This window comes from Sphingomonas aquatilis, assembly GCF_014196115.1.
Classification (GTDB): domain Bacteria; phylum Pseudomonadota; class Alphaproteobacteria; order Sphingomonadales; family Sphingomonadaceae; genus Sphingomonas; species Sphingomonas aquatilis.
In genome coordinates this window covers 407196-420573 of the sequence record NZ_JACIDB010000003.1, presented here as the reverse complement: position 1 = coordinate 420573, position 13378 = coordinate 407196, and the positions used below count along the sequence as shown (strand labels likewise).

The 13378-nt window shown below is 64.2% G+C and carries 22 protein-coding genes; all 22 read right to left on the bottom strand.

The annotated features are described in order from the left end of the window. Position 1: 1 nt before the first annotated feature. A complete protein-coding gene (rplR, locus tag GGR47_RS10660; RefSeq protein WP_017979478.1) occupies positions 2-358 on the bottom strand; it encodes a 50S ribosomal protein L18 in 357 nt (118 codons plus the stop codon). After that, positions 358-891, bottom strand: coding sequence for a 50S ribosomal protein L6 (gene rplF, locus GGR47_RS10655; protein ID WP_017979479.1), 534 nt, complete (start codon positions 889-891; stop codon positions 358-360). The genes rplR and rplF overlap by 1 nt, the downstream gene beginning before the upstream one ends. Further along, on the bottom strand, positions 891-1286 hold the full coding sequence (rpsH, locus tag GGR47_RS10650; protein ID WP_147035644.1) for a 30S ribosomal protein S8: 396 nt from the start codon (positions 1284-1286) through the stop codon (positions 891-893). The genes rplF and rpsH overlap by 1 nt, the downstream gene beginning before the upstream one ends. Positions 1287-1295: 9 nt before the next feature. Next, on the bottom strand, positions 1296-1601 hold the full coding sequence (gene rpsN / locus GGR47_RS10645) for a 30S ribosomal protein S14 (RefSeq protein WP_017979481.1): 306 nt from the start codon (positions 1599-1601) through the stop codon (positions 1296-1298). Between the two features lie 41 nt (positions 1602-1642). Next, positions 1643-2227, bottom strand: coding sequence for a 50S ribosomal protein L5 (gene rplE / locus GGR47_RS10640; protein WP_017979482.1), 585 nt, complete (start codon positions 2225-2227; stop codon positions 1643-1645). Beyond that, complete coding sequence (rplX, locus tag GGR47_RS10635; protein WP_017979483.1) at positions 2220-2537, bottom strand: 50S ribosomal protein L24; 318 nt, start codon at positions 2535-2537, stop codon at positions 2220-2222. The genes rplE and rplX overlap by 8 nt, the downstream gene beginning before the upstream one ends. Next, positions 2537-2905 carry a 50S ribosomal protein L14 gene (gene rplN / locus GGR47_RS10630; RefSeq protein WP_017979484.1) on the bottom strand — a complete coding sequence of 123 codons (369 nt, stop codon included), beginning with the start codon at positions 2903-2905 and terminating at the stop codon, positions 2537-2539. The genes rplX and rplN overlap by 1 nt, the downstream gene beginning before the upstream one ends. A gap of 166 nt (positions 2906-3071) precedes the next feature. Continuing rightward, entirely contained in the window at positions 3072-3344 is a 273-nt protein-coding gene (gene rpsQ / locus GGR47_RS10625) for a 30S ribosomal protein S17 (RefSeq protein WP_017979485.1), read from the bottom strand. Positions 3345-3355: 11 nt separating this feature from the next. Next, entirely contained in the window at positions 3356-3559 is a 204-nt protein-coding gene (gene rpmC, locus GGR47_RS10620) for a 50S ribosomal protein L29 (protein WP_017979486.1), read from the bottom strand. A gap of 1 nt (position 3560) precedes the next feature. Further along, positions 3561-3995 (bottom strand): 50S ribosomal protein L16, encoded by a 435-nt coding sequence (gene rplP, locus GGR47_RS10615; RefSeq protein WP_017979487.1) that lies wholly within the window; start codon positions 3993-3995, stop codon positions 3561-3563. A 13-nt stretch (positions 3996-4008) separates the two neighbouring features. Then, entirely contained in the window at positions 4009-4716 is a 708-nt protein-coding gene (rpsC, locus tag GGR47_RS10610; RefSeq protein ID WP_017979488.1) for a 30S ribosomal protein S3, read from the bottom strand. After that, positions 4716-5093: a 50S ribosomal protein L22 gene (gene rplV, locus GGR47_RS10605; protein WP_017979489.1), complete on the bottom strand. Its 378-nt coding sequence runs from the start codon at positions 5091-5093 to the stop codon at positions 4716-4718. Before rplV ends, rpsC begins: the two co-directional genes overlap by 1 nt. Further along, positions 5093-5368 carry a 30S ribosomal protein S19 gene (gene rpsS / locus GGR47_RS10600; protein ID WP_017979490.1) on the bottom strand — a complete coding sequence of 92 codons (276 nt, stop codon included), beginning with the start codon at positions 5366-5368 and terminating at the stop codon, positions 5093-5095. The genes rplV and rpsS overlap by 1 nt, the downstream gene beginning before the upstream one ends. Before the next feature lie 3 nt (positions 5369-5371). Next, positions 5372-6211: a 50S ribosomal protein L2 gene (gene rplB / locus GGR47_RS10595; protein ID WP_017979491.1), complete on the bottom strand. Its 840-nt coding sequence runs from the start codon at positions 6209-6211 to the stop codon at positions 5372-5374. Positions 6212-6216: 5 nt separating this feature from the next. Further along, positions 6217-6528, bottom strand: a complete 312-nt coding sequence (locus GGR47_RS10590; protein ID WP_017979492.1) for a 50S ribosomal protein L23 — start codon at positions 6526-6528, stop codon at positions 6217-6219. Beyond that, on the bottom strand, positions 6521-7147 hold the full coding sequence (gene rplD, locus GGR47_RS10585; protein ID WP_017979493.1) for a 50S ribosomal protein L4: 627 nt from the start codon (positions 7145-7147) through the stop codon (positions 6521-6523). The genes GGR47_RS10590 and rplD overlap by 8 nt, the downstream gene beginning before the upstream one ends. A 2-nt stretch (positions 7148-7149) precedes the next feature. Then, complete coding sequence (gene rplC / locus GGR47_RS10580) at positions 7150-7899, bottom strand: 50S ribosomal protein L3 (RefSeq protein ID WP_018250686.1); 750 nt, start codon at positions 7897-7899, stop codon at positions 7150-7152. A 288-nt stretch (positions 7900-8187) separates the two neighbouring features. Further along, entirely contained in the window at positions 8188-8496 is a 309-nt protein-coding gene (gene rpsJ / locus GGR47_RS10575; RefSeq protein ID WP_007406109.1) for a 30S ribosomal protein S10, read from the bottom strand. 263 nt (positions 8497-8759) lie between these two features. Beyond that, positions 8760-9953 carry an elongation factor Tu gene (gene tuf / locus GGR47_RS10570; RefSeq protein WP_017979495.1) on the bottom strand — a complete coding sequence of 398 codons (1194 nt, stop codon included), beginning with the start codon at positions 9951-9953 and terminating at the stop codon, positions 8760-8762. Between the two features lie 204 nt (positions 9954-10157). Continuing rightward, positions 10158-12251: an elongation factor G gene (gene fusA, locus GGR47_RS10565; protein ID WP_043060690.1), complete on the bottom strand. Its 2094-nt coding sequence runs from the start codon at positions 12249-12251 to the stop codon at positions 10158-10160. 84 nt (positions 12252-12335) lie between these two features. Beyond that, positions 12336-12806: a 30S ribosomal protein S7 gene (rpsG, locus tag GGR47_RS10560; RefSeq protein ID WP_017979497.1), complete on the bottom strand. Its 471-nt coding sequence runs from the start codon at positions 12804-12806 to the stop codon at positions 12336-12338. Between the two features lie 57 nt (positions 12807-12863). Beyond that, on the bottom strand, positions 12864-13235 hold the full coding sequence (rpsL, locus tag GGR47_RS10555) for a 30S ribosomal protein S12 (protein WP_010185487.1): 372 nt from the start codon (positions 13233-13235) through the stop codon (positions 12864-12866). Between the last annotated feature and the right edge of the window lie 143 nt (positions 13236-13378).

Below are 13378 nucleotides of genomic sequence, written 5' to 3'. Positions count from 1 at the left end.
GTCAGAACTCCAATCCGGCTTCACGCGCGGCTTCCGCCAGCGCCTTGACACGGCCGTGGAACAGGAAGCCGCCGCGATCGAACACGACCTGCGTCACGCCCGCTGCCTTCGCCGCTTCCGCCACGCGGGTGCCGACTGCGGTCGCTGCCGCAATGTTGGCGCCCGAGGTGCCGCGCACGTCCTTTTCCAGCGTCGAAGCCGACGCGACGGTCTTGCCGGCGACGTCGTCGATGACCTGGGCATAGATGTGCTTGCCCGAGCGATGGACCGACAGCCGCGGACGGGTGCCGGCACGCGCCTTCAGCGCGGTACGATTGCGCCGACGGCGCTTCGCGAACAGAGAAAGACCCTTGGTCATTACTTCTTCTTCCCTTCCTTGCGGAAGATGAACTCGCCGTCGTACTTGATGCCCTTGCCCTTGTACGGCTCCGGCTTGCGCCAGCGGCGGATCTCAGCGGCCAGCTGGCCGACCTTCTGCTTGTCCGCGCCGCTGATTTCGACGGTGGTGGCGTCCGGCGTCTTCACCTCGATGCCTTCCGGCACGTCGATGTTGACGTCGTGGCTGTAGCCGAGCTGCAGCTTCAGGGTACGACCCTGGGCCGCGGCGCGATAGCCGACGCCGGTGATGAGCAGCTTCTTGGTGAAACCGTCGGTGACGCCCGTCACCAGGTTCTGCACCATTGTACGCTGCATGCCCCAGAAGGCGCGGGCGCGCTTGGTGTCGTTGGCCGGCTGCACCGAAATGCCGCCGTCTTCGAGCGTGTAGCTGATCTCGTCACGCAGCGGCATGGTGAGGGTGCCCTTGGGGCCCTTCACGCTGATGATGCCGTCGTTGATCGTCGGGGTCACGCCAGCCGGTACGGTGACCGGCTTCTTACCGATGCGGCTCATCAGAACACCTCCGCGAGCACTTCGCCACCGACGTTCTGCTCACGCGCTTCCGCGTCCGAGAGAACGCCACGCGGCGTCGAGACGATGGTGATGCCGAGGCCGTTGCGGACGCGCGGGAGTTCCTGCGAGCCGGAATAGACGCGGCGGCCGGGCTTCGAGACGCGCGCGACGTGCTTGAGCGCCGGCTGGCCTTCGAAATACTTCAGCTCGATGCGGACGCCGGCGGCCGGGCCCATCTGTTCGTCGCTGTAGCCACGGATGTAGCCTTCGCGCTGCAGCACGTCGAGGACGCGCAGACGCAGCTTCGACGCGGGCGAAAGGACGCTGTCCTTCTTCGCGCGCTGGCCGTTGCGGATGCGGGTGAGCAAATCACCCAGGGGATCGGTCACTGCCATGATAAATCCTTACCAGCTCGACTTGGTCAGGCCGGGGATCATGCCCTTGTTGGCCAGATCACGCAGCATCACGCGAGCAAGACGGAACTTGCGATAATATGCGCGCGGACGACCGGTGATCTCGCAGCGGTTGCGGATACGGGTCGGGTTCGCGTTGCGCGGCAGTTCCGCCATCTTGAGGCGAGCGATCAGACGCTCGTTCTCGTCCAGGCTCTTGTCGTTTGCCTGGGCCTTCAGCTTCGCAAGCTTGGGAGCATATTGCTTTACCAGCTTCTTGCGACGCTCGTTCTTGTTGATCGAACTCAGTTTCGCCATGGACTTAAGCTCTCTTCCTTACTTCAGGGAAGCCAGACCGCTCACGCGGCCTGCTTCTGCTGCTCAGCCTCGGGCTGAGGGAACGGGAAGCCGAACAGGCGGAGCAGCTCGCGCGCCTCGTCGTCCGTCTTCGCGGTGGTGGTGACGATCACGTCCATGCCGCGCACCTTGTCGATGCGGTCATAGTTGATCTCGGGGAAAATGATCTGTTCCTTGATGCCGCAGGCATAGTTGCCGCGACCGTCGAAGGACTTGGGGTTCAGACCACGGAAGTCGCGCACGCGGGGCAGCGCGATCGTGATGAAACGGTCCAGGAACTCGTACATGCGCTCGCGACGCAGCGTCACCTTGACGCCGATCGGCATGCCTTCACGCAGCTTGAACTGCGCGATCGACTTCTTGGCCTTGGTGATCACCGGCTTCTGGCCCGCGATCAGCTCCATTTCCGACGCGGCCTGATCGACGCGCTTCTTGTCCTGGGTCGCTTCGCCAACGCCCATGTTCAGCACGATCTTCTCGATCCGGGGGATCTCGTTGACGTTCTTGTAGCCGAACTTCTCGACCATCGCCTTGATGATCGTGTCTTCGTAAATGCCCTTCATCCGGGGCTTGTAGGCATCAGCCATCGATCTTCTCCCCGGACTTCACGGCCACGCGGACCTTCTTGCCGTCCTGCGTCTCGAAACGGACGCGGGTGGGCTTGCCGTCGGCGGTCACGTGCGCGACCTTCGAGATGTGCATCGGCGCTTCGGTGCGCTCCAGGCCACCCTGCGGGTTCGCCTGGGTCGGCTTGCGGTGACGGGTCGCGACGTTGACGCCCTCGACCACGACCTTGCCGTCCTTCGGCATGGCGACGGTCACGGTGCCGGTCTTGCCCTTGTCCTTGCCGGACAGGACGATGACGCGATCGCCCTTCTTGATCTTCGCGGCGGCCATTACAGCACCTCCGGCGCCAGAGAGATGATCTTCATGTGCTTCTTGCCACGCAGCTCGCGCACGACCGGGCCGAAGATACGGGTGCCGATCGGCTCCTCGTTCTTGTTGACCAGGACGGCGGCGTTGCCGTCGAAGCGGATGGTCGAGCCATCGGCACGATGAATGTCCTTGGCGGTGCGAACGATGACCGCGCGATGCACGTCACCCTTCTTCACCTTGCCGCGGGGCTGCGCTTCCTTGATCGACACGACGATGATGTCGCCGACCGATGCCGTGCGGCGCTTCGAGCCACCCAGCACCTTGATGCACTGCACCCGCTTCGCGCCGCTGTTGTCAGCGACGTCGAGATTGGATTGCATCTGGATCATTGATCCATTTCCTTCTCGTCAATGGGGTGGATACCGACCCAACCCCGCCTAAAACAATGACCCCGGCGCAGCGGACTGCACCGGGGGAGCGGCCCTGTAACCGCTCCGCTGGCAGGACGCAAGCCCTGCCCTTGCCATCCGCCGGCACCAAGGCCGGCGGCGTGACTTATGCGTCGACGTCGACCCGTTCCGGCGTCGCATGGGTGTTCACCCGATCGATCACCTTCCAGGTCTTCAGCTTCGAGATCGGCGCAGTCTCTTCGATGCGCACGGTCTCGCCCTGCTTGTACTCGTTCGCCTCGTCATGGGCGTGGTACTTCTTCGAACGGCGGATGATCTTGCCGTAGAGCGGGTGCTTCACCTTACGCTCGACGTTCACAACCACCGTCTTGTCGCCCTTATCGGAGACGATCAGTCCGGTCAGCACGCGCTTCGGCATGTGCTAATTCCTTACTTGGCGGCCGCGGCGCGGGTGCGCTGCGACTGCAGGGTCTTGATCCGCGCGATGTCGCGACGGACTTCACGCACGCGGCTCGACTTTTCGAGCTGGTTCGTCGCCGCCTGGAAGCGGAGGTTGAACTGCTCGCGCTTCAGCTGGCCGAGGTTCTCGGCGAGCTGATCGTCGCTCTGGCTGACGAAATCGGTCTTGGCCATCTTACTCGCCTCCGAGGTGCGAGGTGTCGCCCAGGCGGGCAACGACCTTGGTCTTGATCGGGAGCTTCATCGCGGCGCGCTCGAACGCCTCCGCGGCGATCTTGCCCTCGACGCCGTCCAGCTCGAACAGGATCCGGCCCGGCTTGACGCGGGCGGCCCAGAATTCCGGCGAACCCTTACCCGAGCCCATGCGGACTTCGGCAGGCTTCGACGAGACCGGCACGTCCGGGAACACGCGGATCCACAACCGGCCCTGACGGCGGATGTGACGCGTGATCGCGCGGCGGGCCGCTTCGATCTGACGGGCGGTGATCCGGTCCGGCTCCATCGCCTTCAGGCCGTACGACCCGAAGTTCAGGCTGGTGCCGCCCTTTGCATCGCCATGGATGCGGCCCTTAAAGGCCTTGCGGAATTTGGTGCGCTTTGGCTGCAACATGGTGTGTCAGTCCTTAACGACGGTCGTCACGAGCCGGACGGACGCCGGAGGTCTGAGCCTCCATCATCAGCCGGTCGGTCGCCATCGGGTCATGGCCGAGGATCTCGCCCTTGAAGACCCAGACCTTCACGCCGCACACGCCATAGGACGTGTGGGCTTCGGCCTCGGCATAGTCGATGTTCGCGCGCAGCGTGTGCAGCGGAACGCGACCTTCGCGATAGCTCTCGGTACGAGCGATCTCGGCGCCGCCAAGACGGCCACCGCACATCACCTTGATGCCATCGGCACCCAGGCGCATCGCCGACTGCACCGCGCGCTTCATGGCGCGGCGGAAGGCGATACGACGCTCGAGCTGGTCGGCGATGCCCTGCGCGACGAGGCGCGCGTCGATTTCCGGCTTGCGGATTTCGACGATGTTCAGCGACACGTCCGACTTGGTCATCGCGCCGAGCGTCTTGCGCAGCTTCTCGATGTCCGAGCCCTTCTTGCCGATGATCACACCGGGACGGGCAGCGAAGATCGAGATGCGGCACAGCTTCGCCGGACGCTCGATCACCACCTTCGAAATCGCCGCCTGCGGCAGCGTCTTCACGATGTACTGGCGGATCTTCAGATCCTCCAGCAGCAGCTGGCCATAGTCATGGCCCTCGGCGAACCAGCGGCTGTCCCAGGTCCGGTTGATCTGGAGCCGCATGCCGATCGGGTTGCTCTTGTGACCCATTATGCTTCTTCCTGCTCGCGCACGACGATGCGCAGACGGCTGAACGGCTTCAGGATGCGGGTGGACTTGCCACGGCCGCGGGTCGCGAAGCGCTTCATGGTGATCGACTTGCCGACCGACGCCTCGGCGACGACAAGCGCGTCGACGTCGAGGTTGTGGTTGTTTTCGGCATTGGCGATGGCCGAAGCCAGGACCTTGCGCGCGTCGACCGCCATCGCCTTCGTCGAGAAGGAGAGGATGTTCATCGCATCGCCGGCCTTCTTGCCGCGGATGAGGCCAGCGACCAGGTTCAGCTTCTGCGCCGAGCCACGGATCTGGGTGCCGACCGACAGGGCTTCCTTGTCGCCGACCTTACGGGGGGATGCAGGCTTGCTCATCAGCGCTTGCCCTTCTTGTCAGCGGCGTGACCCGGGAAGTAGCGCGTCGGCGCAAACTCACCCAGCTTCATGCCGACCATGTCTTCATTGACCGACACCGGCACGAACTTGCGGCCGTTGTAGACGTTGAACGTGAGGCCGACGAACGACGGCAGGATGGTGGAACGACGCGACCAGGTCTTGATCGGCGCGCGGCCACCGGCATCCTGCGCGGTTTCCGCCTTCTTCAGAAGGCTCAGTTCGACGAACGGGCCCTTCCAGACTGAACGAGCCATGGTTTAGCCCTTCCTCTTGGTCGAATGACGCGACCGGATGATCATCTTGTCGGTCGACTTGTTGTGACGGGTGCGCGCACCCTTCGTCGGCTTGCCCCAAGGCGTGACCGGATGACGGCCGCCCGAGGTCCGGCCTTCACCACCGCCGTGCGGGTGGTCGACCGGGTTCTTCGCGACACCGCGGGTCAGCGGACGCTTGCCCATCCAGCGCGAACGACCGGCCTTGCCCAGGTTCTGGTTCTGGTTGTCCGGGTTCGACACCGCACCGACCGTCGCCATGCACTCGCCACGGATGTAGCGCTGCTCGCCCGAGTTCAGGCGGACGATGACCATGCCGCGGTCACGACCGACGACCTGCACGTAGGTGCCGGCCGAACGGGCGATCTGGCCGCCCTTGCCCGGCTTCATCTCCACGTTGTGGACGATGGTGCCGACGGGGACCTGACCGATCTCCATCGCGTTGCCCGGCTTGGTGTCCGTCTTCTTGGCGGCGATGATCTTGTCGCCCGGCGCCAGACGCTGCGGCGCGATGATGTAGGCCAGCTCTTCGTCGGCATACTTCACCAGCGCGATGAACGCCGTGCGGTTGGGGTCATATTCGAGCCGCTCGACAGTGCCCTCGACGTCCCACTTGCGACGCTTGAAGTCGACGTAGCGGTACTTCTGCTTGTGACCGCCGGCGATGCCGCGCGAGGTCACATGGCCCTTGTTGTTGCGACCGCCGCTCTTGCGCTTGCCTTCGGTAAGCGCCTTGACCGGCTTGCCCTTCCACAGGGAGGACTTGTCGACGAGGACGAGGCCGCGCTGCGCGGGCGTCGTCGGGTTGTAATGCTTGAGTGCCATGACCCTTAGATCCCCGTCGTCACGTCGATGGACTGGCCGTCCTTCAGGGTGACAATGGCCTTCTTCATGTCGGAGCGCTGGTACGGAGCGCCCTTCCACTTCTTGGTCTTGCCCTTCTGGACGATCGTGTTCACGCCGGTCACGGTGACGTCGAAGAGCGCTTCGACGGCAGCCTTGATCTGCGGCTTGGTCGCATCGCCTGCGACCTTGAAGACGACGGCGTTATGCTCGGAGAGCAACGTCGCCTTTTCGGTGATGTGCGGCGCGACGATCACGTCATAATGACGGTTGTCGACGGCCTTCTGCTGCTTAGCCATTGAAGCGAGCCTCCAGCTTTTCGACCGCCGCGCGGGTCAGCACCAGCGTGTCAGCCTTCAGGATGTCATAGACGTTGGCACCAGCCGACGGCAGGACGTTGATGCCGTGCAGGTTGCCGGCGGCCAGCGCGAAGCTCGTCTCGACGGCGTCACCGTCGATCACCAGCGCGGTCTTGCCGAAGCCGACCTTGGCGAGATCGCCGACCAGCGTCTTCGTCTTGCCGTTCTCCACCGCCAGGCTGTCCATGACGATCAGCGAGCCGGCCTTCGCATGGCTCGACAGAGCCATCTTGAGACCGAGGGCGCGAATCTTCTTGTTCAGCGACGGATTGAAGTCGCGGACGCGGGCGCCATGCGCCTTACCACCGCCGACGAACACCGGAGCCCGGCGATCGCCGTGACGGGCCACACCGCCGCCCTTCTGGCGACCGAGCTTCTTGCCCGAACGGGCGACATCGGCGCGCTCGCGCGTGCCACGTGCCGTCTCGCGACGCTTTTCCAGCTGCCAGGTCACGACGCGGTGCAGGATGTCGGCGCGCGGATCGAGGCCGAAGACCTCGTCGTTGAGCTCGACGTCCGCCGCGGCGGTGCCGGCGAAGGATTGAACCTTGACCTTCACGTTCAGCCCTCCTGGCCGTCGGTCGCTTCCGGCGCGCTCGTCTCAGCGGGCGTGTCGGCGGCGGTGTTGCTGTTGGCAGCCTGCTTCAGGCTGGCGGGATACGGGGTGTCGGCGTGCGCCTTCACCTTGACGGCGTCCTTCACGAACAGCCAGCCACCCTTCGAACCGGGCACCGAGCCCTTCACGAAGATCAGGCCGCGCTCGACGTCGGTGCCGACGACTTCCAGGTTCTGCTGGGTGCGGTTCTTGTCGCCCATGTGACCGGCCATCTTCTTGTTCTTGAAGACGCGGCCCGGATCCTGACGGTTACCCGTCGAACCGTGCGAACGGTGGCTGACCGAGACGCCGTGCGTCGCGCGCAGACCGCCGAAGTTCCAGCGCTTCATGGCGCCGGCAAAGCCCTTACCCTGGGTACGGCCCTGGATGTCGACCAGCTGGCCGGCAACGAAGTGGTCGGCCGACAGTTCGGCGCCGACGTCGAGGAGGTTGTCCTCGGTCACGCGGAACTCGCAGACGACCGCCTTGGGCTCGACTTCGGCCTTGCCGAAGTGGCCGCGCTGCGGCTTGGCGACATTCTTGGCCTTGGCGACGCCAGCACCGAGCTGGACGGCGGTGTAGCCATCACGATCCATTTCGCGACGGGCGACGACCTGAACGCCTTCAAGCTGCAGGACGGTGACGGGCACGTGGCGGCCGTCGTCCTGAAACAGGCGGGTCATCCCCATTTTCTTCGCGATCACGCCGGTACGCATGATCCTGCACTCCTTTTACAGAGGCACGCCGGGACCATTCCCGAACGTGCGTGCGACCCTTCCGAAGAAGGATCATCCAACCCGTGTGTAACTGCGTCGGCCCCGTCCCGGGCTGGATGCCCCCGTTGCCGGGGACGTGACGGGAGACGCTGGCCCGGCTCCGTAGAGCCGGCGGTATCTCGTGTCTGTCAGGGGCCCCGCGAGGCGGGGTTCCCAACCGGCTGCCACCGCATCACGCGGAAAACAGCAAACCCGCGGGACTCACGTCGACCGCGGGGATGCGGGCCATTACGCCAGCTTGATCTCGACGTCAACGCCAGCGGCGAGGTCGAGCTTCATCAGCGCATCGACCGTCTGCGGGGTCGGCTGCACGATGTCGAGCATGCGCTTGTAGGTGCGCACTTCGAACTGCTCGCGCGACTTCTTGTCGATGTGCGGACCGCGGTTGACGGTGAACTTCTCGATGCGGGTCGGCAGCGGGATCGGGCCGCGGATGAGCGCGCCGGTGCGACGCGCGGTGTCGGCGATATCGCCGGTCGCCTGGTCGAGAACGCGATGGTCGAACGCCTTGAGGCGAATACGGATGTTGCTGTCCATGATCCCTACCGATGCGAGGAGCACGACCCCGGCCGTCTCCACCGCGGTGATGCGGAGGACTCGTGCCGCAGGTCCTGGACCGGCGGGATGAGATCCCACTGAAACAGCGGGACGACGAGAAAGAGCCGAAACTCAATAAAACTGAAGGGCGGCCCAATACGGCGGCCCTCATAAAAAGGCAACAGCCCGACTCTCCTTTTTTAGGAGAGCCGGGCTGCTGCTGTTCCGGTCGGCGCGGGGAAGACCCCCGCCCCGTCTGGTTCTTACTTGTCGATCGCGCTCACAACGCCCGCGCCGACGGTACGACCGCCCTCACGGATGGTGAAGCGCTGGCCGACGTCCATGGCGATCGGCGCGATCAGCTTGATGCCGAGCGCGATGTTGTCGCCAGGCATGACCATCTCGGTGCCCTCGGGCAGCTCGACGGTGCCGGTCACGTCCGTGGTACGGAAGTAGAACTGCGGACGATAGTTCGCGAAGAACGGGGTGTGACGGCCGCCTTCTTCCTTCGACAGCACGTACACTTCCGACTTGAAGTCGGTGTGCGGCTTGATCGAACCCGGCTTGCAGAGCACCTGGCCACGCTCGACTTCGTCACGAGCGACGCCACGGATCAGCGCGCCGACGTTGTCGCCCGCCTGACCCTGGTCGAGCAGCTTGCGGAACATTTCGACGCCGGTGACGGTGGTCTTGCGGACTTCCGGGTGGATGCCGACGATTTCGACTTCTTCACCGACCTTGATGATGCCGGTTTCGACACGGCCGGTGACGACGGTGCCGCGACCCGAGATCGAGAACACGTCTTCGATCGGCATCATGAACGGCTTGTCGAGCGGACGCTCCGGCTGCGGGATGTAGTCGTCGACGGCGGCCATCAGCTCGAGCACGGCTTCCTTGCCGAACTTGTCGTTCGAGCCCGACAGCGCGCAGGTCGCCGAACCCTTGATGACGGGGATGTCGTCGCCCGGGAATTCGTACGAGCTGAGCAGCTCGCGGATTTCCAGCTCGACCAGCTCGAGGATTTCCTCGTCGTCGACCAGGTCGACCTTGTTCATGAACACGACCATCGCCGGCACGCCGACCTGACGGGCGAGCAGGATGTGCTCGCGGGTCTGCGGCATCGGGCCGTCGGTCGAGGACACGACCAGGATCGCGCCGTCCATCTGGGCGGCACCGGTGATCATGTTCTTCACGTAGTCGGCGTGACCCGGGCAGTCGACGTGCGCATAGTGACGGTTGGCCGTCTCATACTCGACGTGCGCGGTCGAGATGGTGATGCCGCGAGCGCGCTCTTCCGGAGCCTTGTCGATGTTTTCGAAATCGACCTTTTCCGACAGACCCTGGTCGGCCAGCACCTTCGTGATCGCTGCGGTCAGCGAGGTCTTGCCATGGTCGACGTGACCGATGGTGCCGATGTTGAGGTGCGGCTTGTTCCGCTCGAATTTTGCCTTAGCCATTTTCCTACCTTCTGATTCGAATTCGGTGCCGCCGGGGGGCTACGCGAACGCGGCCCTTTAGCGGGAGTTTGTGGGTAATGCCAGCCCCTCGTGGGAGAGGCCGACCGGGGAGTAAATCCCCGGTCGTCGGACGGGCTCGACTGCGTCGACCCGCCAGCCGGCCTTTCGGCGACTTAGGGCCAAGCAGGCTTGGCCCTATGCGCCTCAGGCCATCTTCGCCTTCACTTCGTCTGCGACGTTCTGCGGCACTTCGTCATAGTGCGAGAACTGCATCGAGTAGCTGGCGCGGCCCTGCGTGAACGAGCGCAGCGAGTTCACGTAGCCGAACATGTTCGCCAGCGGGACCATCGCGGTCACCGCCTGCGCGTTGCCGCGCGTATCGGTGCCCTGGATCTGGCCACGACGCGAGTTCATGTCGCCGATGACGTCGCCGAGATAGTCCTCGGGGGTGACGACCTCGACCTTCATGACCGGCTCGAGCAGCGTGATGCCCGCCTTCTGGGCGCCTTCACGCATCGCACCGCGCGCGGTGATTTCGAACGCCAGCGCCGACGAGTCGACGTCGTGGTACGCGCCGTCATACAGCGTGATGTCGAAGTCGATGATCGGGAAGCCGACCAGCGAACCCGTGGCCGCCGTCTCGCGGAAGCCCTTTTCGATCGCGGGGATATATTCGCGCGGAATGTTACCGCCCTTGATCTCGTCCTTGAAGACGATGCCCGCGCCGCGCTCGCCCGGCGTCAGCTTCACCTTCACGCGACCGAACTGGCCGGTGCCGCCCGACTGCTTCTTGTGCGTGTAGTCGATGTCCACGGCCTTCTTGAGGTATTCGCGATACGCCACCTGCGGCGCACCGACGTTTGCCTCGACCTTGAACTCGCGCTTCATGCGGTCGACGAGAATCTCGAGGTGGAGTTCGCCCATCCCCTTGATGATCGTCTGGCCCGATTCGTGATCGGTCGACACGCGGAACGAGGGATCCTCGGCAGCCAGGCGGTTGAGCGCGATGCCCATCTTTTCCTGGTCGGCCTTGGTCTTCGGCTCCACCGACAGCTCGATGACCGGCTCGGGGAATTCCATGCGCTCCAGGATGATCGGGTGCGCCGGATCGCAGAGTGTGTCGCCCGTCGTCGTTTCCTTGAGACCCGCCAGCGCGACGATGTCGCCCGCACGCGCCTCTTCGATGTCCTCACGCGAGTTCGCGTGCATGAGGAGCATACGGCCGATCTTTTCCTTCTTGTCCTTCACCGAATTCAGGTAGCCGCCCTTGACCAGGACGCCCGAATAGATGCGCGCGAAGGTGAGCGAGCCGACGAACGGATCGTTCATGATCTTGAACGCCAGCGCCGAGAAGGGCGCCTCGTCCGACGACGGACGCTCGTCCGGCGTTTCGCCGTCGAGCTTGACGCCGTTGATCGCCGGCACGTCGAGCGGGCTCGGCAGATAGTCGACGACCGCGTCGAGCAGGGGCTGCACGCCCTTGTTCTTGAACGCCGAGCCGCAGACGACCGGCACGAACGCCATCGACAGCGTGCCCTTGCGGATCAGCGCCTTCAGCGTCTTCGTGTCGGGCTCGTTGCCCTCCAGGTACGCTTCCATCGCCTCGTCGTCCTGCTCGACGGCGAGTTCGATCAGGTCGTTGCGATACTTCGCCGCCTTCTCGACCATGTCGGCCGGGATGTCCTGATATTCGAACTTCGCGCCCAGCGACTCTTCGAGCCAGATGATCGCGCGGTTCTCGACCAGGTCGACCAGGCCCTTGAAGCCGCCCTCGACGCCGATCGGCAGATACAGGACCGCCGGCTTCGCACCCAGACGATCGATGATCGAATTGACGCAGAAGTAGAAGTCGGCACCGGTACGGTCGAGCTTGTTGACGAAGCACATGCGCGGCACGCCGTACTTGTCGGCCTGACGCCACACGGTTTCCGACTGCGGCTCGACGCCGGCAACGCCGTCGAAGCAGGCGACCGCGCCGTCGAGGACGCGCAGCGAACGCTCGACTTCGATCGTGAAGTCGACGTGGCCCGGCGTGTCGATGATGTTGATCAGGTGCTCAGGGCCCTGACCCTCTTCGGCCTTCCACTTGCAGGTGGTGGCGGCCGACGTGATCGTGATCCCGCGCTCCTGCTCCTGCTCCATCCAGTCCATCGTCGCGGTGCCTTCGTGCACTTCGCCGATCTTGTAGGACTTGCCGGTGTAATAGAGGATGCGCTCGGTCGTGGTCGTCTTGCCGGCGTCGATGTGCGCCATGATGCCGATATTGCGATAGCGCTCGAGCGGATGGCTGCGGGCCATGATCGTGATTTCCTTAGAGATATGGGGAGCGCAGCTTTCGCCGGCTCCCCATGATATAGTTTAAAAGCGGTGCGCTTCCAAGCCTTACCAGCGGTAGTGCGAGAACGCCCGGTTCGCTTCCGCCATGCGGTGCGTGTCTTCGCGCTTCTTCACCGCGTTGCCGCGGTTGTTGGCGGCGTCCATCAGCTCACCCGAGAGGCGGGCCGACATGGTGTTCTCGCTGCGGGCACGCGCCGCGGCGATGAGCCAACGGATCGCGAGCGCCTGTGCGCGCTCCGGACGGACCTCGACGGGGACCTGGTAGGTCGCACCACCGACGCGGCGCGAACGCACTTCGATGCCCGGCTTGATGTTGTTCAGCGCGTCGTGGAACACGCCGATCGGCTCGCGCTTCGCGCGCTGCTCGACGGTTTCCAGAGCACCGTACACGATGAGTTCTGCGACGGACTTCTTGCCGTCCAGCATCACCGAATTCATGAACTTCGACAGAACCTCATCCCCGAACTTGGGATCAGGCAGGATGACCCGCTTTTCGGGACGACGACGACGTGCCATTTCAAAAACCTTTCAAACTTCAGCCTTCTGGACGAGCCTCTCGGGAGGCCGACCGGCTTACTTCGGACGCTTGGCGCCGTACTTGGAGCGGGACTGGCGGCGATCCTTGACGCCCTGCGTGTCGAGCACGCCGCGCAGGACGTGGTAGCGCACGCCGGGAAGATCGCGCACACGGCCGCCGCGGATGAGCACCACCGAGTGCTCCTGCAGGTTGTGGCCTTCGCCCGGGATGTACGAAATGACTTCGCGGCTGTTGGTCAGGCGGACCTTAGCCACCTTGCGAAGCGCCGAGTTCGGCTTCTTCGGGGTCGTCGTGTAGACGCGGGTGCAGACGCCGCGCTTCTGGGGGTTCTGCTCCATCGCAGGGACCTTCGACTTGGCCTTCTGCGGGTCGCGGCCCTTGCGGACCAGCTGGTTGATCGTCGGCATGAAGCCTTCACCTCGTATATGGGTTACTTTGCTGGAGCCATCACAGCACTTCGGAATACAAAAAGGGACGCGGACGGCGAAACGCCACCCCGGCCCCACAACTTTTGCATCCAGCAATGTTCAAGCTTGCCCACCGGATCGCT

Excerpts from the sequence above, each read along its gene's own strand:
- rplX (WP_017979483.1), bottom strand. The coding sequence starts at position 2,537 with ATGGCCGCCGCGAAGATCAAGAAGGGCGATCGCGTCATCGTCCTGTCC.
- rpsQ (WP_017979485.1), bottom strand. The coding sequence starts at position 3,344 with ATGCCGAAGCGCGTGCTGACCGGACTGATCGTCTCCGATAAGGGCGAC.
- rplN (WP_017979484.1), bottom strand. The coding sequence starts at position 2,905 with ATGATCCAGATGCAATCCAATCTCGACGTCGCTGACAACAGCGGCGCG.
- GGR47_RS10590 (WP_017979492.1), bottom strand. The coding sequence starts at position 6,528 with ATGGCTAAGCAGCAGAAGGCCGTCGACAACCGTCATTATGACGTGATC.
- rpsG (WP_017979497.1), bottom strand. The coding sequence starts at position 12,806 with ATGGCACGTCGTCGTCGTCCCGAAAAGCGGGTCATCCTGCCTGATCCC.
- rpmC (WP_017979486.1), bottom strand. The coding sequence starts at position 3,559 with ATGGCCAAGACCGATTTCGTCAGCCAGAGCGACGATCAGCTCGCCGAG.
- tuf (WP_017979495.1), bottom strand. The coding sequence starts at position 9,953 with ATGGCTAAGGCAAAATTCGAGCGGAACAAGCCGCACCTCAACATCGGC.
- rpsL (WP_010185487.1), bottom strand. The coding sequence starts at position 13,235 with ATGCCGACGATCAACCAGCTGGTCCGCAAGGGCCGCGACCCGCAGAAG.
- rplR (WP_017979478.1), bottom strand. The coding sequence starts at position 358 with ATGACCAAGGGTCTTTCTCTGTTCGCGAAGCGCCGTCGGCGCAATCGT.
- rpsJ (WP_007406109.1), bottom strand. The coding sequence starts at position 8,496 with ATGGACAGCAACATCCGTATTCGCCTCAAGGCGTTCGACCATCGCGTT.
- rpsH (WP_147035644.1), bottom strand. The coding sequence starts at position 1,286 with ATGGCAGTGACCGATCCCCTGGGTGATTTGCTCACCCGCATCCGCAAC.
- fusA (WP_043060690.1), bottom strand. The coding sequence starts at position 12,251 with ATGGCCCGCAGCCATCCGCTCGAGCGCTATCGCAATATCGGCATCATG.
- rpsC (WP_017979488.1), bottom strand. The coding sequence starts at position 4,716 with ATGGGTCACAAGAGCAACCCGATCGGCATGCGGCTCCAGATCAACCGG.
- rplF (WP_017979479.1), bottom strand. The coding sequence starts at position 891 with ATGAGCCGCATCGGTAAGAAGCCGGTCACCGTACCGGCTGGCGTGACC.
- rplV (WP_017979489.1), bottom strand. The coding sequence starts at position 5,093 with ATGAGCAAGCCTGCATCCCCCCGTAAGGTCGGCGACAAGGAAGCCCTG.
- rpsS (WP_017979490.1), bottom strand. The coding sequence starts at position 5,368 with ATGGCTCGTTCAGTCTGGAAGGGCCCGTTCGTCGAACTGAGCCTTCTG.
- rplC (WP_018250686.1), bottom strand. The coding sequence starts at position 7,899 with ATGCGTACCGGCGTGATCGCGAAGAAAATGGGGATGACCCGCCTGTTT.
- rplE (WP_017979482.1), bottom strand. The coding sequence starts at position 2,227 with ATGGCTGATGCCTACAAGCCCCGGATGAAGGGCATTTACGAAGACACG.
- rpsN (WP_017979481.1), bottom strand. The coding sequence starts at position 1,601 with ATGGCGAAACTGAGTTCGATCAACAAGAACGAGCGTCGCAAGAAGCTG.
- rplP (WP_017979487.1), bottom strand. The coding sequence starts at position 3,995 with ATGTTGCAGCCAAAGCGCACCAAATTCCGCAAGGCCTTTAAGGGCCGC.
- rplB (WP_017979491.1), bottom strand. The coding sequence starts at position 6,211 with ATGGCACTCAAGCATTACAACCCGACGACGCCCGCGCAGCGCGGCCTC.